Genomic DNA, 26455 nt, shown 5'->3' on the forward strand with positions numbered 1-26455 from the left:
TCACGTGAAACCGATCGACCCGCGCCTGCTCCGGTACGCCAGGGCCACCCGTCTCTTCCTGATCGCGGTGGTCGCGCTCGGCCTCGTCGGAGCGACGCTGGTCATCGCCCAGGCGATGCTCATCGCCGAGATCGTGGTGGGGGCCTTCCAGCAGGCCCGGTCGGTTTCCGATCTGACCACGCCCCTGCTGCTGCTCGCCGGAGTCGCGGTGGCGCGGGGGCTCGTCTCCTGGCTGACCGAGCTCGCCGCCCACCGGGCGAGCGCGGCGGTCAAGTCCGAGCTCCGCGGCCGGCTCCTCGGCCGCGCGGCCGCACTCGGGCCCGGGTGGCTGAGCGGGCAGAAGGCCGGTTCGCTGATCGCCCTCGCCACCCGGGGCGTGGACGCCCTCGATGACTACTTCGCCCGCTATCTGCCGCAGCTCGGCCTCGCGGTGGTCGTGCCGGTGGCCGTCCTGGCCCGGATCGTCACCGAGGACTGGGTCTCGGCGGCGATCATCGTCGTCACGCTGCCGCTCATCCCGGTCTTCATGATCCTCATCGGCTGGTACACCCAGGCCCGGATGGACCGGCAGTGGAAGCTGCTCTCGCGGCTCTCGGGCCACTTCCTGGACGTGGTGGCCGGCCTTCCCACTCTCAAGATCTTCGGCCGGGCGAAGGCCCAGGCCGAGTCGATCCGCGCGATCACCTCCGAGTACCGCCAGGCGACGATGCGGACGCTGCGGATCGCCTTCATCTCCTCCTTCGCCCTGGAGCTGCTCGCGACGCTGTCGGTCGCGCTGGTCGCCGTGACCATCGGCATGCGGCTCGTCCACGGCGAGCTCGACCTCTTCACCGGGCTCGTCATCCTGATCCTGGCGCCCGAGGCGTACCTCCCGCTGCGGCAGGTGGGGGCGCAGTACCACGCTGCGGCGGAGGGGCTCGCGGCGGCGGAGGAGATCTTCGAGGTCCTGGAAGCCCCGGTGCGGGATGGCGGTACGGGGGCGGTGCCCGCTTCCGTACGGCTTGATCTTGACCGGGTGACGGTGCGGCACGCGGGGCGCGCCGAGCCCTCGCTCGACGCGGCGACGCTGACGGTCGAGCCGGGCGAGACGGTGGCCCTGGTCGGGCCCAGCGGGGTCGGGAAGTCGACGCTGCTCGACGTCGTGCTCGGGTTCGCGGTGCCGGAGGAGGGCGGTTCCGTACGGGTCGGGGGCGTCGATCTGGGGTCGCTCGACCTGGAGGCGTGGCGGGACCGGATCGCCTGGGTGCCGCAGCGGCCGTACCTGTTCGCGGGGACGGTCGCCGAGAACGTACGGCTCGCCCGGCCGGACGCGTCCGACTCGGCGGTACGGGAGGCACTGCGGGACGCGGGGGCGGACGGGTTCGTCGCGGGGCTGCCTTCGGGAGTCGACACGGTCCTCGGCGAGGACGGTGCGGGGCTCTCGGCGGGGCAGCGGCAACGGCTCGCGCTCGCGCGGGCGTTTCTGGCGGACCGGCCGTTGTTGCTGCTGGACGAGCCGACGGCGGCGCTGGACGGTGTCACCGAGGCGGGGGTCGTGGAGGCGGTGCGGCGCCTGGCCGCAGGGCGGACGGTGCTGCTTGTGGTGCACCGGCCTGCGCTGCTCGCGGTCGCGGACCGGGTGGTTTCGCTGGGCGGTGCGGTGCGCGGTGCGGGCCCTGTCAGCGCGGAGGCCCCGGGGGTGACCGTCCAGGGCACCGAGGGCGCCGGGTCCGGCGCAGGTGCGGGCGTGTGCCCACCCGTTCCGCCCTTTGCGGAACAGATGCCCACACGTCGTGGGGCGGCCCTTGCCCGGGTACGAGCCATGGCTCGGGGGGTCAAGGGGCGGGTCGCGCTCGCGCTGGTGCTGGGGAGTCTGGCGCTCGGGTCTGCCGTGGGGCTCATGGCCGTGTCCGGGTGGCTCATTTCTCGGGCCTCCGAGCAGCCGCCCGTGCTCTATCTGATGATGGCCGTCACCGCCACGCGTGCCTTCGGGATCGGGCGGGCCGTCTTCCGGTACGCCGAGCGGCTCGTCTCGCACGACGCCGTCCTGCGGATGCTCGCCGACCTGCGGGTCAACGTCTACCGGCGCCTGGAGCGGATCGCCCCGGCCGGACTGCGCCGCACCCGGCGCGGTGACCTCCTCGCGCGGCTCGTCCAGGACGTCGACGCGCTCCAGGACTACTGGCTGCGCTGGCTGCTCCCGGTGGGTGCCGCGCTCCTCGTGGGGGTCGGTTCCGTGGGGTTCACCGCCTGGCTGCTGCCCGAGGCCGGGGCCGTCCTCGCCGTCGGGCTGCTGGTCGCGGGCGTCCTCGTGCCGGCGGCCGGCGGGGCCCTCGCCCGCCGGGCCGAGCGGCGGCTCGCCCCCGCGCGCGGCGCCCTGGCGACCGCCGTGGCCGACCTGCTGCGCGGCTGCGCCGAACTGACCGTCGCCGGTGCGCTCCGGGGCCGGATCGAGCGGGCCCGGGACGCCGACCGCGCCCTCACCTCCATCGCCTCCCGGCAGGCCGCCGCCACCGCGCTCGGGGCCGGGCTCTCGGCCCTGGTCTGCGGCCTGACGGTCGCGGCCGCCGCGCTCGTCGGCGTCCAGGCCGTACGGGACGGGCGGCTCGACGGGGTGGCCCTCGCCGTGGTCGTCCTGACCCCGCTCGCCGCCTTCGAGGCCGTCACCGGGCTGCCCCTCGCCGTCCAGTACCGGCAGCGCGTCAAGCGCAGCGCCGAGCGGGTCTTCGAGGTGCTCGACGCCCCCGTCCCCGTACACGAACCGGAGACGCCCGCCGCTCCCCCGGCGAGCCCGTTCCCGCTGGAGCTGGCCGGGCTCTCCGCCCGGCACGCCGGGCAGGACCGGCACGCGCTCGACGACTTCGCCCTCACCCTGGAGGCCGGGCGGCGGGTCGCGGTCGTCGGCGCCTCCGGCTCCGGCAAGACCACGCTCGCCCAGGTGCTGCTGCGGTTCCTGGACGTGGAGGACGGTGTGTACCGGATCGGTGGCGTGCCGGCCTGGGAACTCGACGGCGATGCCGTCCGGCGGTTCGTCGGGCTCTGCGCCCAGGACGCCCACCTCTTCGACAGCTCCGTCCGCGAGAACCTGCGGCTCGCCAAGGTCGGCGCGGACGACGAGGAGCTGCGCGAGGCGCTGCGCCGGGCCCGGCTGCTCGACTGGGTCGACGGGCTGCCCGCCGGACTCGACACCCTCGTGGGCGAGCACGGTTCGCAGCTCTCCGGCGGTCAGCGGCAGCGCCTCGCGCTCGCCCGGGCCCTCCTCGCCGACTTCCCGGTCCTCGTCCTCGACGAACCCGCCGAGCACCTGGACCTGGCCACCGCCGACGCGCTCACCGACGACCTGCTCCGGGCCACCGAGGGTCGCACCACCGTCCTCATCACCCACCGGCTGCACGGTCTCGACGCCGTCGACGAGGTGGTGGTCCTCGACGAGGGCCGGACCGTGCAGCGCGGCCCGTACGCCGAGCTCGCGGCGGCCGACGGACCGCTGCGGCGGATGCTGGAGCAGGAGGAGGAGAGCGATCTGCTGGTCGGCGCGGCCACCCGGACGACTTTTCTTGCCAAATAGGACTTACTAGGCTCAAGGTCATGACCGCCGCCGCGTCGTCCGAGTCCTCGGACCCCCTGGAAGCCGCCACCCGGGTCACCCGCAGTCTCCAGGGGCTGTCCACGGAGCTCACCGCCCGCGTGCCGCAGCTCCTGGAGGCCATGCGTTCGGTCGGCACCGGCCTCGAACTCCACTCCACCCTCGACCGGATCTGCGAGACCGCCGCCGAACTCGCCGACGCCCGCTACGCCGCGATCGGCGTCGTCGACGACGAGGGCGAGGGCCTCTCCGCCTTCGTCACCTTCGGCGTCGACGAGGACACGGACCGCCGGATCGGCCGGCGCCCCGACGGCCACGCGGGGCTGCTCGGCGCGCTGATCCGCGACCCGCAGACCATCCGCCTCGCCGATCTGTCCACCGATCCGCGCGCGGCCGGCTTCCCACCAGGACATCCGCCGATGCGGACCTTCCTCGGCGTCCCCATCCGGGTCCAGGGCGAGATCTTCGGCAACCTCTACCTCGCGGAGAAGCACGGCGGCGGCGAGTTCAACGACTACGACGTGCACATGGTCCGGGTCCTCGCCACCGAGGCCGGCATCGCGATCGGCAACGCGCGTCTCTACGAGGCGGCCCGGCAGCGCGAGCGGTGGATCGACGGCTCGGTCGCCGTCACCACCGCACTGCTCTCCGGCGGCGACGCGGACGACGCCCTCACGGTCGTCGCCGAACAGGCCCGCCGGCTCGCCGACGCGGACGCCGGGATCGTGCTGCTGCCCGCCGAGGAGGGCGGCCTGGAGATCGTCGCCGTCTCCTCGCCCCGGCCCGTGAAGTCGCTCGGCGTGGTGATCCCGCCCGAGAGCGCCGTCGTGAAGCAGCTCCTGGAGGGCGAGGCGGTCTTCGTGGCCGACGCCTCCACGGACCCGCGCATGATCAGCCGGCTGACGGCCCCGTACGGACCGAGCATGATGCTGCCGCTGCAGAGCGGCGGACGGGTCCTCGGCGCGCTCGCCACGCCCCGGGCGCGGGGGGCCAGGCAGTTCACGGAGGCGGAGCGGACGCTCGCCACCCAGTTCGCCTCGCAGGCCGCGCTCGCCCTGATGATGGCCGACGCACAGCGCGACCGGGAGCGCCTCGCCGTCTACGAGGACCGCGACCGGATCGCCCGCGACCTGCACGACCTGGTCATCCAGCGGCTCTTCGCCACCGGGATGATGCTGGAGAGCGCCCAGCGGAAGTCGATCGTGCCGGCCGTGCGCGAGGGCGTGGGCAAGGCCGTGGACGAGCTGGACGTGACCATCCAGGAGATCCGTACGGCGATCTTCGCGCTCCAGCAGGGCCCCGCCGAGGCGCCGTCGGGGCTGCGCACCCGCGTCCTGCGGGAGATCAACATGGCGGCCGTGCCGCTCGGCTTCAAGCCCGCGCACCGCTTCCTCGGCGCGATCGACTCGACGGTCGGCGAACTCACCGGCAAGAACCTCATCGCCGCCCTGCGCGAGGCGCTCTCCAACGCGTTCCGGCACGCGGAGGCGGGCCGCATCGAGGTGGTCGTCGACGCCGGGGTCACCCTGCCCGACGGTTCCGCCGGGGTACGGCTCTCGGTCGCCGACGACGGCATCGGCATCCCGGCGGGCGGGCGCCGCAGCGGCCTGCGGAACCTGGCCCGCCGGGCCGAGTCGCTGGGCGGCGCGAGCTGGTGCGACCCGGGCCTGGGCGAGGGCGGCGGCGGGACGACGGTGGTGTGGGAGGCCCCGCTCTAGGGCCGGCCCGGCCTGGTCCGACGGGAATGGTCGGGCAGGCCCTAGGACCCGGCCTGGTCCGACGGGAATGGTCGGACAGGCCCTAGCCCGCGGTCTCCTTGCTCGCGAGGGCTTCGGCGACGAGCTGTTCGATGACGACGGCGACTCCGTCCTCGTTGTTGCCGACCGTGCGGCCCGAGGCGGCGGCGATGACGTCGGGGTGGGCGTTGCCCATCGCGTACGAGCGGCCGGCCCAGCTCAGCATCTCGATGTCGTTCGGCATGTCTCCGAAGGCGACGACCTCCTCGGCCGCGATGCCGCGCTCGGCGCAGCACAGGGCCAGGGTGGAGGCCTTGGAGACGCCGAGCGCGCTGATCTCGACGAGGGCGGTCGGGCTGGACCGGGTGAAGGCGGCCCGGTCGCCCGCCGCCTCCCGCGTGATCGCGAGGAACACGTCGGGGTCGAGCTCGGGGTGCTGGGCGAGCAGCTTGAGCACCGGGGCCGCCGAGCCGGGCGCCTCCTCGAAGAGGAGCTTCTCGGCGGTGGCGACGGTCGCGCCGGGGTCGAGGAAGAAGGGCGGGTACTGGGGCTCGTAGTGGATGCCGGTGGTCAGCTCGACGGCGAAGGACGTCCCCGGCGCGGCGGCCCGCAGGGCGCGGACGACGTCGAGCGCGACCGGCCGCTCGAGGGGGCGGACCTCGAGGAAGGTTCCTCCCGCATGGAGGTCGACGACGGCGGCGCCGTTGGCGCAGATGGCCAGGCCGTGCCCGTGGACGTGGTCGCTGACGACGTCCATCCAGCGGGCCGGGCGGCCGGTGACGAAGAAGACCTCGATCCCGGCCCGCTCGGCCGCCGCGAGGGCGGCGACCGTGCGCTCGGAGACGGACTTGTCGTCGCGGAGCAGGGTGCCGTCGAGGTCGGTGGCGATCAGCCGGGCCACCGGGGCGGAAGGGCGCGGGGAACGGGGAGAGGTCACCGCCCCATTCTTCCGTACCCGGCGCACGGGCGTGCGAGGAGCCGCACATATGAGCCTGGCTTCTTGGCCGGGACGTCCTCCCGCGGGGTTCTCCTGGGGTGTTCTCCCCGCGGTGCGGTCAGTACGCGATCTCCACGACGGCCCGGTGGGCGCGCCGGTCGTCGACGTGGGTGAGCAGGTAGTGCGCGAGATCGGCGCGGGAGAGGGACTTCGGCCGCTCCAGAGCGGCGTTCTCGGCGGTCCGGTAGGTGCCGGTCAGCGGGCCGTCGGTCAGCATCGGGGGCCGGACCACCGTCCACACGGTGCCGTCCGCGGCCGGGGAGCGTACGAAGCTCTCCATCCGGGCCATGTCGGCGTAGCCGTGCCGGTAGAGCCGCTGGATCACGTACCGGGTGACGAGCCGCTGCGGCAGCGGCACCGCCGGGGTGACCTCCAGACCGGCGGAGGAGAGGCAGAGCAGCCGGTGGACGCCGGAGGCACGCATGGCCTCGACGATGTTCCGCGTGCCCTCCGAGTAGACGGTCGTGGGGTGCTTGCGGTCGGTGCTGCCGAGGCAGGAGAGGACGGCGTCGTGGCCGGTGACGGCCTGCCGCCAGGCCTCGGCCGCCTCGGCCGCCTCGGGGGTCTCGGGGGCGAGGACGTCGCCGGGCAGGACGGTGAGTTGCGCCCCCGGGTCCGTGACCGGGATCCGGGCGGGGTCGCGGGCGACGGCGGTGACCTGGTGGCCGGCGGCGAGGGCCTGGGTCAGGAGCTGCGCGCCCGTGCCGCCGGTGACGCCGAAGAGCATCAGTTTCATGAGGCGCGTTCCTCGGTCAGGGCGTGGACGAGGGCGACGGTGACGGCGCGCTGGCCGTCGAGCGTGAGGTGGATCCCGTCGTCCAGGTGCAGTCCGGCAGTGGCGCGCCGGGTGTCGACGGTGCGTTCCGGCTGCGCGAGGAGGAAGTCGGCGACGGCGTCGACGTCCTCGCTGGTCCAGCCGATCCCGGCGCGACGGAAGTGCGGGTAGGCGTCGGCCCGTTCCTGGTCGATGGAGCTCGGGGTGAGCCAGATCCAGTGGTCCGGGCCGGAGAGTACGCCGCGGCAGGCGAGGTCCCGCAGGGCGAGGAGATTGCGCTGGGTCTCCGCCACGCTGACCAGCCGGGTGCCGACGGCCTGCGCGCCGTGGCCCGGCCGGGTGTCGACCACCTGCGCGCCGTGGCCCGGTTGACGGGTGCCGGCCGCCTCCGCCCCGCGGCCCAGCCGCTGGGTGTCGTTCGCGCCGAGCATGCACAGGATCCAGTCGGGGCGCAGGAAGGCCGGCTGGGGGAGTTGGGCGAGGGCCTGGGTGGTGGTGGAGCCGGAGACGGCGAGGTTGACGAGTTCGACGCCGTCCGGAAGGAGGTGGCGCAGGATCGAGAACCAGGAGAGCCGGTCGGCGGTGGTGCTCTCGCCGAGGGCCACGATCCGCTGCCCCGGCCGGAAGGGCAGCCGGCCGGCCCGCTCGGCGAAGGCGGGGTCCTTGAGCAGTTCGGCGGCGGTGTCCCGGGTCCGGTCGTCGAAGTCCCGCAGCAGTGTCCGGTACGCCTCGGGGTCGAGGCCGAAGAGGCCGGCGAGGCGCGTGTCGGGCAGCTCCCCCAGGTAGCGGAGGGTCTTCTCGGGCTGCTGGAAGCGCACGAGCTTGTCCGTCAGGTTCTCGGCCATGTCAGAGCTCCTTGTGGGTACGGGTGCGGCGGCGGGGCAGCAGGAAGCCGGCGGCGATCAGCCAGCCCAGGCAGGTGAAGCGGGCCAGCGGCAGCAGCAGGGCGGCGCCGTCGAAGAGCAGGGCGAGGGTGGCGAGCTCGGCGAGCGTCGCCAGGACGAGGCCGGTCACGGCGAGGGCGCGGGGCAGCAGCCCGGCGAGGAGTCCGGGCACGGCGATCCCGGCCACGAGCAGGCCGAGCGTCACCACGTGTCCGGGGCCGCCGGTGGCGAAGGCCAGGTACTGGAGGGCCCGGACGAGCGCCGGGAGGTCGAGGACCTCCGTACGGGACAGGGTCCAGCTCACCAGGCCGCAGAGGGCCAGGAACCCGGCGGCGAGGAGGCCGCCGGCCAGGGCGATGGTCGCGCCGGGGGCGCGGACGCCGAGGCGGTGCAGCCGGGCCGAGACCGTGGCGGCGTAGACGGCGAGGGGGATCGAGGCCGCGAACTGGAGGGCGCCGGCGATCTGGACGGCGCCGGAGTGGGCGCGGAAGTAGCCCACGGTCTCGTCGGTCCCGCCGAAGGGCGAGGGGAAGGTGTTGCCGTCGGCGAGCACGGTACTGACGACGAGTCCGGCCAGGAACAGGCCGGTGAAGACGACGGCGAGCACGCCGGGCGGCGGTCCTCCCTGGGCTTCCTTCCGAGGGGTTTCCGTAGGCCGGGGACGGGTCTCTGCAGACACGGGTCCAGTCCGTTCTCTCATGAGAATAGTTCACAGTAGAGAATCATTCTTCTGGCGTACGATAACCCCGTGAGCAGTGACCGGCAACCAGTGGAAGATCCCGGAGCGGCGGCGGGCCCGCCTGCGCGTGGCGGAGCGTTTCTGCTCGCCCAGCTCGGGGCGCACGCGGCGGGACGCTTCGGGGAGCGCGTCGGCGAACTCGGCCTCGCCCCGCCGGACGTCGGCCTGCTGCGGATGATCGCCATGGAGCCGGGGCGCAGTCAGCGCTCCCTCGCCGCCGACCTCGGCGTCGTCCCGAGCCGGGTCGTCGCGCTCATCGACAACCTGGAGAAGAAGGGGTTCGTCGAACGGCGTCGCAGCGCCGAGGACCGTCGCCACCACGAGCTGTACGTCTCCGAGGACGGGCGCCGCGCCCTCGGACGCGTCCGGGAGGTGGCCGCGCTGCACGAGGACGACCTGTTCGCGGCGCTCGACGAGGAGGACCGGGTCCGGCTGACGGCGCTCCTCGGACGGATCGCCGAGCAGCAGGGGCTGACTCCGGGCGTCCACCCGGGCTACCGGAACCTGCCGAAGCGCCCGGGCTGAGCGGCGGCTGAGCGACGCCTGTCGAAGGAGCGGGAACGGTCCGTCACGAAATGGCCGTAAACACCCGTTCGTTTTCGGCGTGACGGGGAAGACCCCTGGGAGCTGACGGCGTCTCCAGGGAGGGCGGGGCATGGGCGCGGGCCGGCGAAGCGAGGAGTGCGACTCCTGCGGTGCGCCGTACGGAACGTGGGTCGGGAGCCTCCGCATGGCCCTGTGCGCGGAGTGCGAGCGGGCCGGAGCGGCGCATCCCGTACGGGAGCCGGTGCTGGTGGGAGACGTACTGGCGGGCCTGGCCGACCTCATGGCACAGCCGATGGCCCGCGCACTCGGCGCCGTACCGGACGCGACGTGCGCGGTGGGTGCCGTACCGGACGGGACACGTGCGGTGAATGCCGTACCGGACGGGACGCGCGCCGTGAGTGCCGTACCGGACGGGACGCGCGCCGTGAGTGCCGTACCGGACGCGACGTGCGCCGTGAGTGCCGGGTCCGACGCGGCCCGCGCCGTGAGTGCCGTGCCTCAGCAGCGGGTGCCGGCCCCCGCGGCCCGTGGGACAGCGGCCCCCGCGGCTCCCGGGAAGCCGTCCCCCGCCGTATGCGACCGGTGCGGGGCCCGGGCCGAGTGGCATCGGACGGTTCGCGGGCGCTGGGTCATGATCGAGCCCGGGGAGCTGACGGCCCGGCTCGTCCCGGCGGGCAGACGCTGGCGCGTCGCGGGCGACGGGACCACGGTCAACCTGGGCTCGGCCGTGCCGTCCGACACCTGCCGGGTCAGCCACTTCGACGTCTGCCCGGCCCGCCCCGCGCCGGCCGACTCCCCACTGCTGCTCGCCCTGTGGCGGAGCCACGCCCGCCGTACGGCCTGACCCGCCCCGTCGCGGGGCGGGTCGGGTGTCGCTCAGCCCAGCTGGGAGAGCGCCTCGGTGGCGATCTTCTCGAAGACCGTCTGGTCGGCGGCGAAGTCGGAGTCCGCGATCGGCCAGTGGATCACGATCTCGGTGAAGCCGAGCTCGCGGTGGCGTCCGGCGAAGTCGACGAAGGCGTCCACGGACTCCAGCGGCCGGCCCCGGTCCGGGGTGAAGCCGGTCAGCAGGATCTTGTCCAGCTCGGCGACGTCCCGCCCGGCCTCGGCGCACGCCTTGGCGAGCTTCTCGACCTGGCCGCGCAGGGCCGCCACCGACTGCTCGGGGGTCCCCTCCTCGTACAGCTTCGGGTCGCCGGTGGTCACCCACGCCTGCCCGTACCGCGCGGCCAGCTTCAGCCCGCGCGGCCCGGTCGCCGCCACCGCGAAGGGCAGCCGCGGGCGCTGGACGCAGCCGGGGATGTTCCGCGCCTCGTCGGCCGAGTAGAACGTGCCCCGCTCCGACACCGCGTCCTCGGTGAGCAGCCGGTCGAGCAGCGCCACGAACTCGGCGAACCGGTCGGCCCGCTCCTTCGGCGTCCACGCCTCCTGCCCGAGCGCGGTGGCGTCGAAGCCGTTGCCGCCCGCGCCGATGCCGAGGGTGATCCGCCCGCCGGAGACGTCGTCGAGCGTGATCAGCTCCTTGGCGAGCGTCACCGGGTGCCGGAAGTTCGGCGAGGTCACGAGGGTGCCGAGGCGGAGCCGCTCGGTGGCCGTCGCCGCCGCGGTGAGCGTGGGCAGCGCGCCGAACCACGGGCCGTCGCGGAAGCTCCGCCAGGAGAGGTGGTCGTAGGTGTACGCGGCGTGGAACCCGAGGTCTTCGGCCCGCCGCCAGATCTTCTGTCCCTCGCTCCATCGGTGGATGGGGAGGATCACGGTGCTCAGACGCATGCCATCGACCCTACGGCAGCCGTCGGCGGCCGGCTCGCGGCTGTACCGGGGGCCGCTCGCCCCGTTCCCGCCGGATTCAGCGCTGTAGCCAGCTCAGCAGGGTCGTCACCGTGAACACCGTGCCCGACGCCAGACCGACCGCGCGCGGGGTCAGCCACCCGGGGCCTTCCAGGGGCCGGGCCCGCGGCACCGGAGCCAGCAGCGCGTCCGCGAAGGCCTGGGCGGTCGGCGGGCGGTCCGCCGGCTCGACGGACATCGCGGCCCGCAGCAGCAGGTCGACGTGGGGTGGGAGCTCCGCTCCGGCAGGGAGCGCCGGCAGCGTCGAGGCGGACGGCTGGTCGGTCATCAGAGCTGTGGCGCGCCCGCCCGGGCCGAACGGCTTCCGCCCGGTCAGCAGCTCGTAGGCCACGACGGCCAGCGCGTACACGTCGGCCCTCCCGTCGAACCCGCCGGTCTGGAAGGCCTGTTCCGGTGCCATGTACGCGGGCGTGCCCGTGGTCACCGTCAGCCCGGACGCGTCGGCCAGTTGCTTCGCGCTGCCCAGATCCGCCACCAGCACCGCGGCGGGCGCGGGGCCGGTGGAGAGCAGCAGGTTGGACGGCTTGACGTCGCGGTGCACCACACCCGCCTCGTGCAGGACCTGGACCGCGTAGCCCGCCTCCGCGGCCAGCCGTAGCGCCTCCTGCGGGTCGCACTGCCCGACCCGGTCCTCCAGGGTGCCGCCGCGGACGAGGTCCATGACGAAGTAGGGCTGGTCCTCCTGCACCCCGACGTCGTGCACCCGGACCACCCGCGGGCTGGCGATGCGGCGCAGCAGCCTCGCCTCCGCCAGGAACCGCTCGCGCACATCGGCGTTGGCGGCCCAGTTCTCGGCCAGCACCTTGACGGCGACCTCGGTGTCGAGCTCCGGATCGTAGGCCTTCCAGACCGTCGCGAAGGAGCCGGCTCCGAGCCGCTCCAGGAGGAGGTAACGGCCGAGCTTGCGCATGTGGCAGCATTCTGCCGGAGTCGGCGGGGGGTGTGGAACGCCCGTTCGGCGGGCGGGATGCCAGGCGGCACGAACCGGGGGGATTCGAGTGTTCGAAGAAGGCGAGCTGGAGCGGCTCGTGACGGCCGCTCAGGCGGGGGACCCGGGGTCGATGGAGTACTTGCTGGCCAAACTGCGGCCGGTGGTGCTGCGCCGCTGCTCGCGCTTCCTGCCCCACCACGCCGACGCGGAGGAGGCCGCGCAGGACGCGCTCCTGTCCATCAGCAAGCACCTGGGCGAGTACGGCGGCCACGGCTCCTTCCTGGGCTGGGTGACGGTGATCGCCTCGAACGCCGCCCGGTCGACCTACCGCTCGATGCGCCGGCGCGCCGAGGACAGCCACGCCGACCTCCCCGAGTCCGTCGACCCGCGCACCACCAGCGTCATCGCCGGGACCCGGCTCGATCTGATGGAGGCGCTGGCCGCGCTGGAGCGGCAGCACCCCGCCCTGGTGGAGTCCTTCGTGCTGCGCGACCTGGGCGACCTGACCTACGTCCAGGTGGCCGAGCAGCTGGACGCCCCGTTGGGCACGGTCAAGGACCGTATCCACCAGGCCCGCCGGTTCATGCGCGAGCGCCTGGTCACCGGTCGGTGAACGGCGGTCCCGCTCGGGGCGGAGGTCCTGCTCGGGGCGGCGGTCGTGCTCGGGGCGGAGGTCGCGCCGTCATCCGGTACCGGTCCGCCGTCGCCGCTCTGGTGGCGGCCGCCGCGCTCGGGCTGGTGACCGGCCGATTCGTCCTGCCGCCGCCCCCCGGGGCCGACGCGCACCAGGACGCGCGGTCGGGTGCCGCGGTCGGCGGGGCGTCCCGGGGCACGTCCGCCCTCCCGCCGCCCGGCGCGTCCGTCCCGACGCCCGCGCCCTCGGCCTCCGGCTCCGCTTCCCCGGCCGGTGCGACCGGGCCGCTGACGACGGCGAACCTTCTGGAACCCGCGGCCTTCGGCCCGGACGTCGGCGTCGGACGGATCCACGTCACCGACCGGTACGGCGACGGGAATTACGCCAACGCGGACTGCACCGGGGAGAAGACCCTCACCGAGACCCTGGGCGGGCCCGGTGCCCACTTCCGCGGACTGATGACCAGCACCCGTACCAACCCGGACGACCCCACGCTGGCCGCGGACGGCGTCGCCGACCAGGTCGCCCGCGAGGTCGCCGCCGAGGCCCGGAGCCCTTCCCTGGCGCAGAACTTCGCCCAGCGCCTGCTGCTGGAGCAGGAGCCCTGCCAGGAGGAGACGCCGGGGCACTGGGTCTACGGAAGGACCACGACAGTGCGGCTCGCCCCGGACGTCACCGCGAGCTGGATGGGCACCTACCAGGGATCCCTCAACACCACCGGCACGGCGCCCGAGGGCAAGGAGCCCTGCGGCGGCATCGCCGTGCTGCGCAGCGGCACCCACTACGGGGTGCTGGAGGTCGACGCCTGCCTGGGGACGGCCGCGATGGACCGCGTCGTCAGGACCGCTCTGTCACAGCTGTGAAACAGCGGGTCAGGGCTCCAACTTTCCCTCCTGCCGCGGCATCTCCCCGGTTGTACGAGGACGCAGCAGGCGTCCCGACCAACAGGGGGACCAGATGAACGAGAACAAGAACGTCCAGCAGAAGTCCGTCCGCCGCAACCGGGTCGCCGCCGCGGCCTGCTTCGCCGCCGCGCTGATCACGACCACCGTCGTCGGCGCCCAGTCGGCCACCGCCGCCGGGGCCGCCCACCGCACCGCCGCCGCCCACCCGGCCGCGGTCGCGGCCGTCGCGCCGGGGGTCGGCTCCGCCGGCCTCGTCCAGAGCGAGGACTTCTCCCGGCAGGGTCTGCACCCGGTCGGCGCGACCGTCGCGCTGACCGGACGCCAGGCGCTGTCCGCGTGCTCCGGTGAGGAGACCATGCGCGACCTGACCAAGGGCAAGGCCACCGCGTACGCGTCCGTGACCTGGACCTTCACCACCGACGGCCTGCTGACCGAGTCGGCCGCGAGCGCCCCCACCAAGACCGCGGCCGCCACCTGGGAGAAGCAGCTCGTCGCGCTCGTCCAGGACTGCCAGGACGAGCCCGCCGGCCACTGGTACTACGGCGCGGCCCACACCCTGACCACCGCCGGCGGCACCGGCCACTGGTACCCGGCCCACAACGGAGACGGCGCCGTCAGCGGCGGGGTCGCGGTCCTGCGCAGCGGCACCAGGGTCGCCGTCGTCGAGCTTTCCGGCCGGCCCGTCGGCGCCTCGACCTCCGTCGAAGGCATCGCGGCCGCGGCACTGAACCGCCTCTCCTCCTGAACGGCCGCCCCGCCCACGGCGGTCAGCGGACGCGGGCGCTCATCCAGGGGGTGAGCGTGACCCCCGTGACCAGCTCCTTGTACGTCTCGTCGCCGGGCAGCGGGACGATCAGCCACCAGCCGGGCGGGAAGAACCGGCCCTTCACATGGGCGAGGCCGCCGTGGACGGAGCGGAGGAAGGCGGGGACGGCGTCGCGGGGCACGTCCGCGAACTCGATGCCGTCCACGGTGATCAGGGCGTCGTCCTCGGGGAAGACCTGGACGGCGACGGCGGGGGAGCCGCCCAGTTCGACGTAGGCCTCGTGCGGGAGCGATCCGTCCCGGTCGAGGACGGCGAACGCGCCGGACGAGGTGCGCCGGGAGGTCTGGTCCGCGCCGATGTCGTCGGTCACCGTCATCTCCAGGTGGAACTCCTGGGCGATCTCGCGGATGGCGTTGACGGCCGCTTCGGTGCTGGGCAGGTGCGGGTGGGCCATGCGACCGATCATGCCTCAGGCGGGGAAGCGGAGGAACTCCGGCGGGACGGCGTCGGTCAGCCAGACCCCGTTGGCGCTGACGTGGAAGACGTGCCCGGCCCGCCGCATCGCGCCGGCGTCGACGCTCAGCACCACGGGCCGCCCCCGGCGGGCGCCCACGCGGGTCGCCGTCTCCCGGTCGGGTGAGAGGTGGACGTGGTGGCGGGCCATGGGCCGCAGCCCCTCCGCCCGGATCGCGGGGAGCCGGTCCGCGACCGTGCCGTGGTAGAGGTACGCGGGCGGTTCGGCGGCCGGCAGGTCCAGGTCGACGGTGACGGTGTGGCCCTGGCTCGCGCGGATGCGGGTGCCCTCGACCGCGAAGCGCTTCTTGTCGTTGGTCGCGACGACGTGGTCGAGCTCCGCGCGGGTGATCGGGAAGCCGTGCTCGGAGGCGGCCCGGAGCAGGGCGTCGATCTCGGTCCAGCCGTGCGCGTCGAGGGCGAGTCCGATGCGCTCGGGCTGGTGGCGCAGATGCTTGGAGAGGTACTTCGACACCTTCACGGTGCGTCGTTCATCCATCTCGTTTTCTTCCCCGTCCAGGTTTGATCCACAAGCAAGTGGAGTTATCCACAGGCGAGTTTGAGATTCTGTGGACAACGGGGCTGCCGGGTCAAGGCATTTATTGAAGTTCCTCGTCTTCGTGATGCCTTGCGGCAAGTGCGTCCAATGTCCTTTTGTTGAGCTCTCGTTCCGTGGACGCCGCGATGAAGGCCTCGACGCCCTCCGCGCCGACCAGGCTCTGCACAGCCCGTATCGTCCCGGCGGGGAGCGACACCGCGCGGGGCTGGTCGTCCTTCACCAGGGGCGGGTCCGGCGACAGGTGGATCTGGAGGTGTCGGGTGGCCAACAGGCGCATCGCCCGCGCCAGTTCGGCGTCCACCGTCTGCTGGGCGAGCGGCCTGAGCCGTCGCACCATCGTCGCCGCCTCGGTCGCGTCCGCGTCCGTCGGCGGCCGGTGCTCCAGGTAACGCGCGAAGACGTGCTCGGTCGTGAACTCCAGGAAACGGGAGGCGATGTGCTCGACCTGATCGCGAAGTTCCCTCAGATGACCGGTGATCGCCGCCAGCGGCACCCCCGCCGCGTACAACTCGGCCGCCACCGCCAGCTCTTGCGGGCTCGGTACGAGGTACTCCTCGGTCTCCCGGCCCTCTCGGCCCTCTCGTCCCGGCAGCCGCTCCAGTACGCCGAGCTCTATGGCCTCCCTGATGGCCTCCTCGTCCGGCGTGCCGCCGAAGCGGGCGTCCAGCTCCGCCCGGGAGATCCGGTCCGCCTCCTCGTCCGTCCACGGCCCGTGGACCTCCGCGACGAGCCCGAGCACCCCGCCGAGCCCCCGGCCGGTGTCCCAGGCCTCCAGGAGCTCCTTGATCGAGGCCAGGGTGTAGCCCCGGTCGAGGAGGTCGGCGATCTGCCGGAGCCGCGCGAGGTGCGCGTCCCCGTACACGTTCGACCTGCCCCGCCGCTCCGGGCGGGGCAGCAGACCGCGGTCCTGGTAGGCGCGGATCGTCCGGACCGTGGCCCCGCTGTGATGGGCGAGATCCTCGATCCGGTACTCCGGCTGTGCTGACTGCTCGGACAAACCCGCTCCCACCGACCGCTTCCTCCGCCCCACCGCCGCGGGGCCCTCTCGATGAGAGGGATCGTACGACCGCCGGTCCCTACGCCGGCGGCTGCCAGCGGGCCAGGGCCCGCAGGGCTCCCGGGCTGAGCCGGGACAGGAAGCGGGCGCCCCGGGCCTCGGGGGTCACCGGGACGACGGCCCGGTCGTGCAGGACCGCCCCCAGGATCGCGTCCGCGACCTTCTCCGGCGGGTAGTTCCGCAGCCCGTAAAGACGGGAGGCCTTCTGCTGCCGCCGCTTCTCCTCCGCCGCGTCCGTGACCCCGGCGAACCGCGCGGTCGCCGTGATGTTGGTGTTGACGATGCCGGGGCATATCGCCGACACCCCGATGCCCTGCCCGGCCAGTTCGGCCCGCAGGCACTCGCTGAGCATCAGCACCGCCGCCTTCGACGTGCTGTACGCGGGCAGCGCCCGGGAGGGCTGGAAGGCCGCCGCCGACGCGGTGTTGACGATGTGGCCGCCCTGGCCGCGCGCGGTCATCTGCGCACCGAAGAAGCGGCAGCCGTGGATCACGCCCCACAGGTTGACGTCCAGGACCTTCTTCCACTCCTCGGCCGAGGTCTCGAAGAAGGAACCCGTGAGCCCGATGCCCGCGTTGTTGACCAGGACGTCGACGACGCCGTACTCGTCGGCCACCTTCGCGGCCAGCTTCTCCATCGCCTCCTCGTCGGCGACGTCGACCACCTCGCCCCAGGCCTCCGGGGCGCCGATCAGGCGCGCCATCTCGGCCGTGCGGGCCGCGCCCTCGGCGTCCCGGTCCACGGCCACCACCCGGGCACCGGCCTCCGCGAACGCGAAGGCGGTGGCCCGGCCGATGCCGCTGGCCGCCCCGGTGACCAGGACCAGCTGCCCGCCGAACCGCTCCGCGTACTCCGGCTTCACCCCGCTCTTCGCCGCCGTCGCCGCCGGCGGCTTCGGCGCCTTGGCGGCCGCGTCCTCGTTGGCCCGGACGAACTCGGAGATCCAGGCCGACAGCTGGTCCGGCCGGGTGCGCGGCACCCAGTGCTTGGCGGGCAGGGTGCGCCGGGTCAGGTCCGGCACCCAGGTGCCCAGGTCGTCGTAGAGCCGCTCGGAGAGGAAGGCGTCACCGGTCGGCGTGATCAGCTGCACGGGCACGTGCGCGTACGCGTCGGGGCGCGGCCTGCCGAGCCGGGCCCGGACGTTGTCCCGGTAGAGCCAGGCGCCGTGTGCCGCGTCGCTCGGCAGGGAGGGCGTCGGGTAGTCGCCGGCCTGGACCTTCTCCATGCGCTCCAGGAGCTTCGGCCAGCGCTTGCCGAGCGGCCCGCGCCAGGCGAGCTCCGGCAGCACGGGCGTGTGCAGCATGTACACGTACCAGGACTTGGCGCCCTGGCCGAGGAGCTGCCCGACCCGGCGCGGGGTGGGCCGGGTCATGCGCTGCTTGATCCAGTGCCCGAAGTGGTCGAGCGAGGGACCCGACATCGAGGTGAAGGAGGCGATCCGGCCCTCGGTGCGCCGCACGGTGGCGAACTCCCAGGACTGCACCGAACCCCAGTCGTGGCCGACGAGGTGGACCGGCCGGTCCGGGCTGACGGCGTCGGCGACCGCGAGGAAGTCGTCCGTCAGCTTCTCCAGGGTGAAGCCGCCGCGCAGCGGTGCCGGGGCCGTCGACCGGCCGTGGCCCCGGACGTCGTACAGCACGACGTGGAACTCCTCGGCGAGGCGCGTCGCGACCTCCGACCACACCTCCTTGGAGTCCGGGTACCCGTGCACGAGGAGGACGGTCGGCCGGTCCGGGTCGCCGAGCTCGGCGACGCACAGCTCGATCCCGCCCGTCCGGACCCAGCGCTCCCGCGCCGCGGTGAGCTCCGCGATTCCCGCCATCAGACCGCCCCTTCGTTCCAGCGCCGCACGTGCGGCAGATCGTCGTCCAGCCAGAATGCGCTCTGCTCGGGGTCCCGGGAGTCGGTGACGACCAGGATCTCCTCGAACTTCGCGCCCGTCCCCCGGAATCCGAGGTGCGGCTCGACCGCCCACAGCCCGGGCATGGGCGGGTGGTCGGAGAACTTGTACGGCGACCAGAGCGGCGACCAGCCGTCCCGGTGGCCGTGCACGGCGTCGCTCGCCAGGCCCTTGAGCGACTGGGTGCCGAAGCCGAAGAGCGTCGGCGCCCAGCGGCGCTCCTTCACCCGGTCGATCTTGTGGGCGATGACGCCGAAGGGATAGGCCCGGTGCCGGTTCGCGTACCCCTGGCGGACCATGAGCCGGTCCACGTCCTCGTATATCTCGCGCAGCGTGCGGCGCTCGCGCACCTCGCGCAGGATCAGCTCGCGGTGGGCCTCCAGGTCGGCGAGCAGCTTGTCGTGCAGGGGGTTGAGGCCCAGGCAGCCGCTGTAGCCGATGTCGGCCGTGTATCCCTTGTGGACCGGCGCCATGTCGAGGATGAAGGGCATCCCCGCCTCGAGCCGCCGGTTCGTGGGGAAGAACTGCAGCGGGATCTTGAAGTCCACGAAGGCCGTGCGGTCCCCGAACCAGGCGAACGGCCGGTGGAACCAGTCCCGCACCCCCCGCTCGTACAGCCACTCCCGCTGCATCCGGGCGGCCTCGCGCTCGGTCACGCCCGGCTTGAGCTGGGCCGCGACGGCTTCCGCGCACTCGTACGAGAGCCGCTGTACTTCCCTGAACCCCCGCAGCTCCGCGGAGAGTTCGCCTGTCACTGCTGAGGCCATGCCACCCGCCGTCCCGTGTGAGCGCCCGGCTGCGCTACGCGTCCGTAACTTGACACCGATGAATGTGACAATGCCCGGCGGCTGAGTCAAGGGGTCGGACGGCGGCCTGTGGAAAAGTCCGGCGGAAAGACGGCGGAAAGACGGCGGGAAGACCGACCGCCGGCCTGTGGAGAAAGACTTTCGTCTCGACGCCCCTACGGGCTTGTACTCCTGAAGTGGGAGAAGGATCGAGCCGTTGGGCTGACGACTGCTGTGGCGCACGCCACTACCGTCGAAGCGTGACTGTGATCGCCACCGAAAGCCTCAGCAAGCGGTTCCCCCGGGTGACCGCTCTCGACCGGCTCTCCCTGGACATCGGGCCCGGTGTGACCGGACTTGTGGGTGCCAACGGAGCCGGTAAGTCCACGATGATCAAAATCCTGCTCGGACTCTCCCCCGCCACGGAGGGCAGCGCCCGGGTCCTGGGCCTCGACGTCCGGACGCACGGCCCCGAGATCCGCGAGCGCGTCGGGTACATGCCCGAGCACGACTGCCTCCCGCCGGACGTCTCGGCCACCGAGTTCGTCGTCCACATGGCGCGGATGTCCGGGCTGCCCGCGACCGCCGCCCGCGAGCGGACCGCGGACACCCTGCGCCACGTCGGCCTGTACGAGGAGCGCTACCGCCCGATGGGCGGCTACTCGACGGGCATGAAGCAGCGGGTGAAGCTCGCCCAGGCGCTGGTCCACGACCCGAAGCTGGTGCTCCTCGACGAGCCGACCAACGGCCTCGACCCGGTCGGCCGGGACGAGATGCTCGGGCTGATCCGCCGGGTCTGGACCGACTTCGGGATCTCCGTCCTCGTCACCTCGCACCTCCTGGGCGAACTGGAGCGGACCTGCGACCACGTGGTCGTCATCGACGGCGGAAAGCTGCTGCGGTCCAGCTCCACCAGCGACTTCACCCGGACCACCACGACGCTCGCGGTCGAGGTCACCGACTCGGACAGTCACCCCGACGGCACGGGCGCCCTGCGCGCCGCCCTCGCCGCCGCCGGCGTCACGATCCACGCGGGCGTGGAGGACGGTCTGCCGGGCGCCGGCCACATCCTGCTCCTGGAGGCGGCCGGCGAGGAGACGTACGACCTCGTGCGGGACACCGTCGCCGGCCTCGGCCTCGGTCTCGTCCGCATGGAGCAGCGCCGCCACCACATCGCCGAGGTCTTCAAGGCGAAGGACCAGGAGGAGGTGCCGGCTCGATGAGCTCCCAGGCCCCCGAAACGACCCAGATCCACAACATCGGCTACCGGTCCTACGACGGCCCGCGCCTCGGCCGGGCGTACGCGCGCAGGTCGCTGTTCTCGCAGTCGCTGCGCGGCGCGTACGGCCTGGGCCGCAGCGCCAAGTCGAAGGTGCTGCCGATGCTGCTCTTCGCGGTGATGTGCGCGCCCGCGCTGATCATCGTCGCGATCTCGGTGTACACCAAGGCCGACAAGCTCTTCATGGAGTACACCCAGTACGCGGTCTACCTCCAGCTCGTCATCGCCGTCTTCCTGGCCTCCCAGGCCCCCCAGTCGGTCTCCCGCGACCTGAGGTTCCGGACGGTCCCGCTGTACTTCTCCCGCCCCATCGAGCGGGTGGACTACGTCCTCGCCAAGTACGCGGCGATGGCCTCGGCGCTCTTCGTCCTCACCGTCACCCCGCTGCTCATCATGTGGATCGGCTCGATGCTGGCCAAGATGGACTTCGCCGAGCAGGCCAAGCTGTTCGGCCAGGGCCTCGTCTCCGTCGCGGTCCTGTCGGTGCTCTTCGCCGGCATCGGCCTGGTCATGGCCGCGCTCACCCCGCGCCGCGGCTTCGGCGTCGCCGCCGTGATCGCCGTCCTCACCATCTCCTACGGCGCGGTCTCCACCCTCCAGGGCATCTCCTACGCCACCGAGAACACCGGCTCCATCGTCTGGATCGGCCTCTTCTCCCCCCTCACCCTCGTCATCGGCCTGCAGAACGCCTTCCTCGGCGCTCCCGCCTCCTTCCCCGGCGAGATGCAGGTAAGCGCCGGCGTGGGCGTGGTCTACCTGCTGACCGTCCTCGCGCTGGTCGCCGCCTGCTACGGCATCCTGATGCGCCGCTACCGAAAGGTCGGACTGTGAGCACCTTGCACATCGACCACGTCTCGCGCTGGTTCGGAAACGTGGTGGCGGTCAACGACATCACGATGTCGATCGGCCCCGGCGTCACCGGCCTCCTCGGCCCCAACGGCGCCGGGAAGTCCACCCTCATCAACATGATGGGCGGCTTCCTCGACCCCTCCACCGGCAGCGTCACCCTCGACGGCCAGCCGGTCTGGCGCAACGAGTCGGTCTACCGCTCCATCGGCGTCGTCCCCGAGCGGGAGGCGATGTACGACTTCCTCACCGGCCGCGAGTTCGTCGTGGCCAACGCCGAACTCCAGGGCCTCGGCGCGGCGGAGGCCCAACGGGTCCTGGCGACCGTCGAGATGGAGTACGCGCAGGACCGGAAGATCGCCACGTACAGCAAGGGCATGCGGCAGCGCGTGAAGATGGCCTCCGCCCTCGTCCACGAGCCGTCCGTGCTGCTGCTCGACGAGCCGTTCAACGGCATGGACCCGCGCCAGCGCATGCAGTTGATGGACCTGCTGCGGCGGATGGGCGCCGAGGGCCGCACGGTCCTGTTCTCCTCGCACATCCTGGAGGAGGTCGAGCAGCTCGCCTCCCACATCGAGGTGATCGTGGCCGGACGGCACGCGGCCTCCGGCGACTTCCGCAAGATCCGTCGGCTGATGACGGACCGGCCGCACCGCTACCTGGTCCACTCCAGCGACGACCGGGCGCTCGCCGCCGCGCTGATCGCCGACCCGTCCACGGCCGGCATCGAGGTCGACGCGGTGGACGGCGGACTGCGGATCCAGGCCGTCGACTTCGGACGGTTCACCGAGCTGCTGCCGAAGGTCGCGAAGGAGCGGGGCATCCGGCTCCTCACGGTCTCGCCCTCGGACGAGTCCCTCGAATCCGTCTTCTCGTATCTCGTCGCGGCCTGAAAGGAGTACGACCCCGATGTACGACCCCACCGTCGCCCGGCTCACCTACCGGGCCCTCCTCGGCCGCCGACGCGCGGCGATCCTCTTCCTCCTGCCCGGCCTGCTCCTGGTCATCGCCACGGCCGTCCGCGTGCTCAACGGCGCGGACGACCAGGTCGCGGCCGACCTCCTCGGCGGCTTCGGGCTCGCCACGATGGTCCCGCTGATCGGCGTCATCGCCGGCACGGGCGCGATCGGCCCGGAGATCGACGACGGCTCCATCGTCTACCTGCTCTCCAAGCCGGTGAAGCGGACGACGATCATCACCACCAAGCTGTACGTGGCCATCGCCGTCACCATGGTCTTCTCGGCCGTGCCGACGCTGATCGCCGGCTTCATCCTGAACGGGAACGGGCAGCAGGTCGCCGTCGCCTACACGGTCGCCGCGCTGGTCGCCTCCATCGCCTACAGCGCGCTCTTCCTGCTGCTCGGCACGGTCAGCCGGCACGCCGTGGTGATCGGCCTCGTCTACGCCCTGGTCTGGGAGGCGCTCTTCGGCTCCCTGATCTCCGGCGCCCGCACCCTCAGCGTCCAGCAGTGGGCGCTCGCGCTCGCCGAGAAGGTCACCGGCGACGGCCTGGTCCACTCGGACGTGGCCCTGCCGACGGCGACCGTGCTGCTCGTCGCCGTCACCCTCGGCGCCACCTGGTTCGCCGGCCACAAGCTGCGCACCCTGAAGCTGGCCGGCGAGGAGTAGCAGCCCCGGACGGAACGTCAGACCGTACGGTCGCGGGCGGCGAGCAGTCCGACGCCCGCGGCCGCCGCGCAGACGGCGAGGACCACGCAGATCGGCAGGGTCCAGGAGCCGGTGGCCTGGTGGAGGGCGCCGGCCGCCAGCGGCCCGGCGGCGGCGAGCAGATAGCCGATCGTCTGGGCCATCCCGGACAGCCGGGCCGCGGTCACCGCGTCCCCGGAGCGCAGCACGATCAGGGTCAGGGCGAGGCCGACGGCGCCGCCCTGACCGATTCCGAGGACCGCCGACCAGAGCCAGGCACCCTCCACGGGTGCCACCATCAGCCCGGCGTAACCGGCCGCGACCAGCGTCGTGACCAGCACGATCAGCGGGCGCTGGCTGCGCATCCGGCCGGCGAGCAGCGGCACCGCGAAGGCGCCGGCGACCTGGATCAGGTTGTTGAAGGCGAAGATCATGCCGGCCGTGGAGCGGCTCATCCCGTGGTCGGTGAAGATCGTCGGCATCCAGGCGATCAGCACGTACGACCACAGCGACTGCAGGCCCATGAAGAGGGTGACCTGCCAGGCCAGCGCCGAGCGCCAGACGCTCACCGGGCGGGCGCCGCCGGCCGGGACGGTCCGTACCTCGTGTCCCGTACGTCCGCGGGCGATCAGCACCTGCGGGAGCCAGGCGAGGGCCGCGACCGCGGCGAGCAGCGACCAGAAGCCCAGCGAGGCCTCCCAGCCGCCGCCCAGGGCCTTCTCCAGGGGGACCGCGGCCGCCGCGGCGACCGTCGCACCGGCGATCATCGCGCCCGTGTAGACCGAGGTCATCGAGGCCGCGCGGTCCGGGAAGTCACGCTTGATCAGGCCCGGCATCAGCACGTTGAGCAGGGCGATCGCGGTGCCGACGAGGATCCCGCCGCCGTACAGCGCGTACACGGACGGCAGTACGCGCGCGAGGACGCCGGCGCCGAGCAGCAGGAGCGCCGCGAACAGCACGCGCTCGGCGCCGAACCGGCGCCCGAGCCACGGCGCCACCAGCGCGCCCAGGCCGAGGAACAGCACCGGCACCGAGGTCACGAGCGAGCTCGCGGTGGACGAGAGCCCGAAGGCGGCGGATATCTCGCCGACCAGCGGGGCCACGCTCGCGAGCGCGACCCGCATGTTCAGCGAGGCCAGCACGATGCCGACGAGGAGCACCGCCGGGTGCGCGAGCAGCGCGCGCCGGGCCGCCGCCCCCTCGGCCGCGCGCCGGGCCGCCGTCCCCTCGGCCGGGCGCCGGACCCCGGCCTCGGCGTCGACGAGTACGCGGGCCTCTTCCTCGGTCCTCATCGGGTCTGCTCCATCAGCGCGACGGTCGTCTCCATCGGCACCCGCAGCAGCTCGCGGGCCTGCCGCTCCGCCGCCTCCGGATCGCCGGCCTCGACGGCCGCCACCAGGGCCTCGTGGGCGTCGATGTCGACCGGGGGCATCTCCCGGTCGCCGAGGGCCTCCACCAGGACCTCGTGTACCTGCGTGGAGAAGAAGCGGTACACCTCGACGAAGGCCGCGTTGTGGGTGGCGCCGACGACCGCGAGGTGGAAGGCGAGGTCCGCGTCCGCGTCCCGGTCGCCCTCCTCCCGCAGCGTGGTCAGGGCGGCCCGCAGCCGCAGCAGGTCGTGGGTGTCGCGCCGGGCGGCCGCGAGCCGGGCGGCCTCGGCCTCCAGGGCGATCCGGAGTTCGAGGACGTCGACCGCGCCCGCGTGCCGGACGCCGCGGAGCACGGCGGCCGGGTCGGCGGTCGACCGGACGAAGGTGCCGTTGCCCTGCCGGGACTCCAGGAGGCCGGCGTGGACGAGGACCCGGACCGCCTCGCGGACGGTGTTGCGGCCCACGCCGAGCTGCTGCGCGAGCTCGTGCTCGGTCGGGATGCGGTCGCCGACCGCCCACTCCCCTTCGGTGAGCTGCGTGCGCAGCTGTTCCACCACGGAGTCCACCAGCGAGGTCCGCCCCGCCGCCTTGAGTGCCATGGAAATCCCCTATTCGCCCGGTTGCCCAGTCATCCTACAAGTGACCTCCCTCGCCTCCCCGGCCGGGCCGCAGCGACCGGACTACTGTGGGCTCGTACGTGTGCCGAACACCCTCACCACCCTCGGGAGTCAGTCATGTCAGACCGCTTCGACGTCGTCGTACTCGGAGCTGGCCCCGGCGGCTACGTCGCCGCCATCCGCGCCGCCCAGCTGGGCAAGCGGGTCGCGGTCGTCGAGGAGAAGTACTGGGGCGGTGTCTGCCTGAACGTCGGCTGCATCCCCACCAAGGCGCTGCTGCGCAACGCCGAGCTCGCCCACATCTTCAACCACGAGGCCAAGACCTTCGGCATCAAGGTCGACGGCACGGTCACCTTCGACTACCGCGAGGCGTTCAACCGCAGCCGCTCGGTCGCGGACGGCCGCGTCAAGGGCGTCCACTTCCTGATGAAGAAGAACGGGATCACCGAGTTCAACGGGCGGGGCACCTTCCTCGACGCGAACACCCTCCAGGTGGCCAAGGCCGACGGCACCTCGGAGACGATCACCTTCGACAACTGCATCATCGCCACCGGTGCCTCCCCGCGACTGCTCCCGGGCACGTCCCTCAGCGACCGCGTCGTCTCGTACGAGCAGCAGATCCTCGCCGAGGACGCCCCGAAGTCGATCGTCATCGCCGGCGCCGGCGCCATCGGCATCGAGTTCGCGTACGTGCTGAACAACTACGGCACCAAGGTCACGATCGTCGAGTTCCTCGACCGGGTCGCCCCGCTGGAGGACGAGGAGGTGTCGAAGGAGCTGGCGAAGCAGTACCGCAAGCTCGGCATCGACGTCCTGACCTCCACCCGCGTCGAGGCCATCGACGAGTCCGGCCCGCAGGTCCGCGTCACCGTCACCGGCAAGGACGGCGTCCAGAAGGTCCTGGAGGCCGACAAGGTCCTCCAGGCCATCGGCTTCGCCCCGAACGTCTCCGGCTACGGCCTGGAGAACACCGGTGTCGCCCTCACCGAGCGCGGCGCGATCGACGTCGACGGCCGCTGCCGCACCTCCGTGCCGCACATCTACGCCATCGGTGACGTCACCGCGAAGCTGATGCTCGCGCACACCGCCGAGGCCATGGGCGTCATCGCGGCCGAGACCATCGGGGACGCCGAGACGATGGAGCTCGACTACCCGATGATCCCGCGCGCGACCTACTGCCAGCCGCAGATCGCCAGCTTCGGCTGGACCGAGGCGCAGGCCCGCGAGAAGGGCTACGACGTCAAGGTCGCCAAGTTCCCGTTCGTCGCGAACGGCAAGGCGCACGGCCTCGGCGACGCCACCGGCTTCGTCAAGATCGTCGCCGACGCGAAGTACGGCGAGATCATCGGAGCCCACCTGATCGGCCCCGACGTCACCGAGCTGCTGCCCGAGCTGACCCTGGCCCAGCAGTGGGACCTCACGGTCCACGAGGTCGCCCGGAACGTCCACGCGCACCCGACCCTGGGCGAGGCCGTGAAGGAAGCGATCCACGGTATTGCGGGACACATGATCAATTTCTGAGGTTTCTCCCGGCCTCGGGTGATAGGCACTGAAAG

At 72.9% G+C, this 26455-nt stretch carries 25 protein-coding genes; 12 read left to right on the top strand and 13 right to left on the bottom strand.

Features of this window, described 5'->3' with window-relative positions; all coding sequences use genetic code 11:
• The first annotated feature begins 4 nt into the window (after positions 1-4).
• Entirely contained in the window at positions 5-3547 is a 3543-nt protein-coding gene (gene cydD, locus SVTN_RS19245; RefSeq protein ID WP_041134050.1) for a thiol reductant ABC exporter subunit CydD, read from the top strand.
• 20 nt (positions 3548-3567) lie between these two features.
• Positions 3568-5283, top strand: coding sequence for a GAF domain-containing sensor histidine kinase (locus SVTN_RS19250; protein ID WP_041130222.1), 1716 nt, complete (start codon positions 3568-3570; stop codon positions 5281-5283).
• A gap of 82 nt (positions 5284-5365) precedes the next feature.
• On the opposite strand, the gene SVTN_RS19255 is transcribed toward SVTN_RS19250, so the two are convergent.
• The 4 genes from SVTN_RS19255 to SVTN_RS19270 all read right to left on the bottom strand — a co-directional run bounded on the left by SVTN_RS19255 (position 5366) and on the right by SVTN_RS19270 (position 8564).
• Positions 5366-6238 (bottom strand): Cof-type HAD-IIB family hydrolase, encoded by an 873-nt coding sequence (locus tag SVTN_RS19255; protein WP_041130223.1) that lies wholly within the window; start codon positions 6236-6238, stop codon positions 5366-5368.
• A 118-nt stretch (positions 6239-6356) separates the two neighbouring features.
• Positions 6357-7034 (bottom strand): NAD(P)-dependent oxidoreductase, encoded by a 678-nt coding sequence (locus tag SVTN_RS19260; protein WP_041130224.1) that lies wholly within the window; start codon positions 7032-7034, stop codon positions 6357-6359.
• Positions 7031-7918 (bottom strand): SGNH/GDSL hydrolase family protein, encoded by an 888-nt coding sequence (locus SVTN_RS19265; RefSeq protein ID WP_041130225.1) that lies wholly within the window; start codon positions 7916-7918, stop codon positions 7031-7033. The genes SVTN_RS19260 and SVTN_RS19265 overlap by 4 nt, the downstream gene beginning before the upstream one ends.
• 1 nt (position 7919) lies before the next feature.
• On the bottom strand, positions 7920-8564 hold the full coding sequence (locus SVTN_RS19270) for a hypothetical protein (protein ID WP_078908412.1): 645 nt from the start codon (positions 8562-8564) through the stop codon (positions 7920-7922).
• 141 nt (positions 8565-8705) lie between these two features.
• Here SVTN_RS19270 and SVTN_RS19275 point away from each other — a divergent pair, with 141 nt between their 5' ends.
• Positions 8706-9221, top strand: coding sequence for a MarR family winged helix-turn-helix transcriptional regulator (locus tag SVTN_RS19275; RefSeq protein ID WP_052499208.1), 516 nt, complete (start codon positions 8706-8708; stop codon positions 9219-9221).
• Between the two features lie 205 nt (positions 9222-9426).
• Positions 9427-10086, top strand: coding sequence for a DUF6083 domain-containing protein (locus SVTN_RS44310; protein WP_159026474.1), 660 nt, complete (start codon positions 9427-9429; stop codon positions 10084-10086).
• A 32-nt stretch (positions 10087-10118) separates the two neighbouring features.
• Here SVTN_RS44310 and SVTN_RS19285 read toward each other — a convergent pair whose 3' ends face one another.
• Both SVTN_RS19285 and SVTN_RS19290 read right to left on the bottom strand, forming a co-directional pair.
• Positions 10119-11012, bottom strand: a complete 894-nt coding sequence (locus tag SVTN_RS19285) for an LLM class flavin-dependent oxidoreductase (protein ID WP_041130227.1) — start codon at positions 11010-11012, stop codon at positions 10119-10121.
• A 76-nt stretch (positions 11013-11088) separates the two neighbouring features.
• A complete protein-coding gene (locus SVTN_RS19290) occupies positions 11089-12000 on the bottom strand; it encodes a serine/threonine-protein kinase (protein WP_052499210.1) in 912 nt (303 codons plus the stop codon).
• An 88-nt stretch (positions 12001-12088) separates the two neighbouring features.
• Between SVTN_RS19290 and SVTN_RS19295 the strand changes: the two genes are divergently transcribed.
• The 3 genes from SVTN_RS19295 (at position 12089) to SVTN_RS19305 (ending at position 14305) form a co-directional block, all read left to right on the top strand.
• Positions 12089-12634, top strand: coding sequence for an RNA polymerase sigma factor (locus tag SVTN_RS19295; RefSeq protein ID WP_245727591.1), 546 nt, complete (start codon positions 12089-12091; stop codon positions 12632-12634).
• 125 nt (positions 12635-12759) lie between these two features.
• Positions 12760-13518 (top strand): hypothetical protein, encoded by a 759-nt coding sequence (locus SVTN_RS19300; RefSeq protein WP_159026475.1) that lies wholly within the window; start codon positions 12760-12762, stop codon positions 13516-13518.
• Positions 13519-13612: 94 nt separating this feature from the next.
• Positions 13613-14305: a hypothetical protein gene (locus tag SVTN_RS19305; protein WP_041130229.1), complete on the top strand. Its 693-nt coding sequence runs from the start codon at positions 13613-13615 to the stop codon at positions 14303-14305.
• A gap of 22 nt (positions 14306-14327) precedes the next feature.
• Here SVTN_RS19305 and SVTN_RS19310 read toward each other — a convergent pair whose 3' ends face one another.
• From SVTN_RS19310 to SVTN_RS19330, 5 genes are all read right to left on the bottom strand, one after another.
• A complete protein-coding gene (locus SVTN_RS19310; RefSeq protein WP_041130230.1) occupies positions 14328-14780 on the bottom strand; it encodes a hypothetical protein in 453 nt (150 codons plus the stop codon).
• A gap of 15 nt (positions 14781-14795) precedes the next feature.
• A complete protein-coding gene (locus SVTN_RS19315; RefSeq protein ID WP_041130231.1) occupies positions 14796-15338 on the bottom strand; it encodes an RNA 2'-phosphotransferase in 543 nt (180 codons plus the stop codon).
• A gap of 100 nt (positions 15339-15438) precedes the next feature.
• Positions 15439-16395 (bottom strand): MerR family transcriptional regulator, encoded by a 957-nt coding sequence (locus SVTN_RS19320; RefSeq protein WP_041134055.1) that lies wholly within the window; start codon positions 16393-16395, stop codon positions 15439-15441.
• A 79-nt stretch (positions 16396-16474) separates the two neighbouring features.
• Positions 16475-18277 carry an SDR family oxidoreductase gene (locus tag SVTN_RS19325; protein WP_041130232.1) on the bottom strand — a complete coding sequence of 601 codons (1803 nt, stop codon included), beginning with the start codon at positions 18275-18277 and terminating at the stop codon, positions 16475-16477.
• Entirely contained in the window at positions 18277-19122 is an 846-nt protein-coding gene (locus SVTN_RS19330; RefSeq protein WP_041130233.1) for a M24 family metallopeptidase, read from the bottom strand. Before SVTN_RS19330 ends, SVTN_RS19325 begins: the two co-directional genes overlap by 1 nt.
• Positions 19123-19406: 284 nt before the next feature.
• Between SVTN_RS19330 and SVTN_RS19335 the strand changes: the two genes are divergently transcribed.
• From SVTN_RS19335 to SVTN_RS19350, 4 genes are read left to right on the top strand one after another with little or no spacing between them, the layout of a single operon-like run.
• Complete coding sequence (locus SVTN_RS19335; protein ID WP_041130234.1) at positions 19407-20363, top strand: ABC transporter ATP-binding protein; 957 nt, start codon at positions 19407-19409, stop codon at positions 20361-20363.
• Positions 20360-21250: an ABC transporter permease gene (locus SVTN_RS19340; RefSeq protein WP_041130235.1), complete on the top strand. Its 891-nt coding sequence runs from the start codon at positions 20360-20362 to the stop codon at positions 21248-21250. The genes SVTN_RS19335 and SVTN_RS19340 overlap by 4 nt, the downstream gene beginning before the upstream one ends.
• The gene (locus SVTN_RS19345; protein ID WP_041130236.1) at positions 21247-22158 is read left to right on the top strand and encodes an ABC transporter ATP-binding protein; all 912 of its coding nucleotides are present in this window, start codon (positions 21247-21249) and stop codon (positions 22156-22158) included. Before SVTN_RS19340 ends, SVTN_RS19345 begins: the two co-directional genes overlap by 4 nt.
• 16 nt (positions 22159-22174) lie before the next feature.
• Positions 22175-22894, top strand: coding sequence for an ABC transporter permease (locus tag SVTN_RS19350; protein ID WP_041130237.1), 720 nt, complete (start codon positions 22175-22177; stop codon positions 22892-22894).
• Positions 22895-22911: 17 nt separating this feature from the next.
• Here SVTN_RS19350 and SVTN_RS19355 read toward each other — a convergent pair whose 3' ends face one another.
• A complete protein-coding gene (locus tag SVTN_RS19355; RefSeq protein ID WP_041130238.1) occupies positions 22912-24204 on the bottom strand; it encodes a CynX/NimT family MFS transporter in 1293 nt (430 codons plus the stop codon).
• Positions 24201-24881 (bottom strand): FadR/GntR family transcriptional regulator, encoded by a 681-nt coding sequence (locus tag SVTN_RS19360; protein ID WP_041130239.1) that lies wholly within the window; start codon positions 24879-24881, stop codon positions 24201-24203. Before SVTN_RS19360 ends, SVTN_RS19355 begins: the two co-directional genes overlap by 4 nt.
• Before the next feature lie 135 nt (positions 24882-25016).
• Between SVTN_RS19360 and lpdA the strand changes: the two genes are divergently transcribed.
• Complete coding sequence (lpdA, locus tag SVTN_RS19365; protein WP_041130240.1) at positions 25017-26420, top strand: dihydrolipoyl dehydrogenase; 1404 nt, start codon at positions 25017-25019, stop codon at positions 26418-26420.
• Positions 26421-26455 lie beyond the last annotated feature (35 nt).

Source organism: Streptomyces vietnamensis (assembly GCF_000830005.1).
GTDB lineage: Bacteria > Actinomycetota > Actinomycetes > Streptomycetales > Streptomycetaceae > Streptomyces > Streptomyces vietnamensis.

Bases quoted from the DNA above. Each gene is read 5' to 3' on its own strand.
- SVTN_RS19250 (WP_041130222.1), top strand. From the start codon at position 3,568: ATGACCGCCGCCGCGTCGTCCGAGTCCTCGGACCCCCTGGAAGCCGCC.
- SVTN_RS19260 (WP_041130224.1), bottom strand. From the start codon at position 7,034: ATGAAACTGATGCTCTTCGGCGTCACCGGCGGCACGGGCGCGCAGCTC.
- SVTN_RS19265 (WP_041130225.1), bottom strand. From the start codon at position 7,918: ATGGCCGAGAACCTGACGGACAAGCTCGTGCGCTTCCAGCAGCCCGAG.
- SVTN_RS44310 (WP_159026474.1), top strand. From the start codon at position 9,427: ATGGCCCTGTGCGCGGAGTGCGAGCGGGCCGGAGCGGCGCATCCCGTA.
- SVTN_RS19285 (WP_041130227.1), bottom strand. From the start codon at position 11,012: ATGCGTCTGAGCACCGTGATCCTCCCCATCCACCGATGGAGCGAGGGA.
- SVTN_RS19290 (WP_052499210.1), bottom strand. From the start codon at position 12,000: ATGCGCAAGCTCGGCCGTTACCTCCTCCTGGAGCGGCTCGGAGCCGGC.
- SVTN_RS19305 (WP_041130229.1), top strand. From the start codon at position 13,613: ATGAACGAGAACAAGAACGTCCAGCAGAAGTCCGTCCGCCGCAACCGG.
- SVTN_RS19310 (WP_041130230.1), bottom strand. From the start codon at position 14,780: ATGGCCCACCCGCACCTGCCCAGCACCGAAGCGGCCGTCAACGCCATC.
- SVTN_RS19315 (WP_041130231.1), bottom strand. From the start codon at position 15,338: ATGGATGAACGACGCACCGTGAAGGTGTCGAAGTACCTCTCCAAGCAT.
- SVTN_RS19325 (WP_041130232.1), bottom strand. From the start codon at position 18,277: ATGGCGGGAATCGCGGAGCTCACCGCGGCGCGGGAGCGCTGGGTCCGG.
- SVTN_RS19330 (WP_041130233.1), bottom strand. From the start codon at position 19,122: ATGGCCTCAGCAGTGACAGGCGAACTCTCCGCGGAGCTGCGGGGGTTC.
- SVTN_RS19340 (WP_041130235.1), top strand. From the start codon at position 20,360: ATGAGCTCCCAGGCCCCCGAAACGACCCAGATCCACAACATCGGCTAC.
- SVTN_RS19350 (WP_041130237.1), top strand. From the start codon at position 22,175: ATGTACGACCCCACCGTCGCCCGGCTCACCTACCGGGCCCTCCTCGGC.
- SVTN_RS19355 (WP_041130238.1), bottom strand. From the start codon at position 24,204: ATGAGGACCGAGGAAGAGGCCCGCGTACTCGTCGACGCCGAGGCCGGG.
- SVTN_RS19360 (WP_041130239.1), bottom strand. From the start codon at position 24,881: ATGGCACTCAAGGCGGCGGGGCGGACCTCGCTGGTGGACTCCGTGGTG.
- lpdA (WP_041130240.1), top strand. From the start codon at position 25,017: ATGTCAGACCGCTTCGACGTCGTCGTACTCGGAGCTGGCCCCGGCGGC.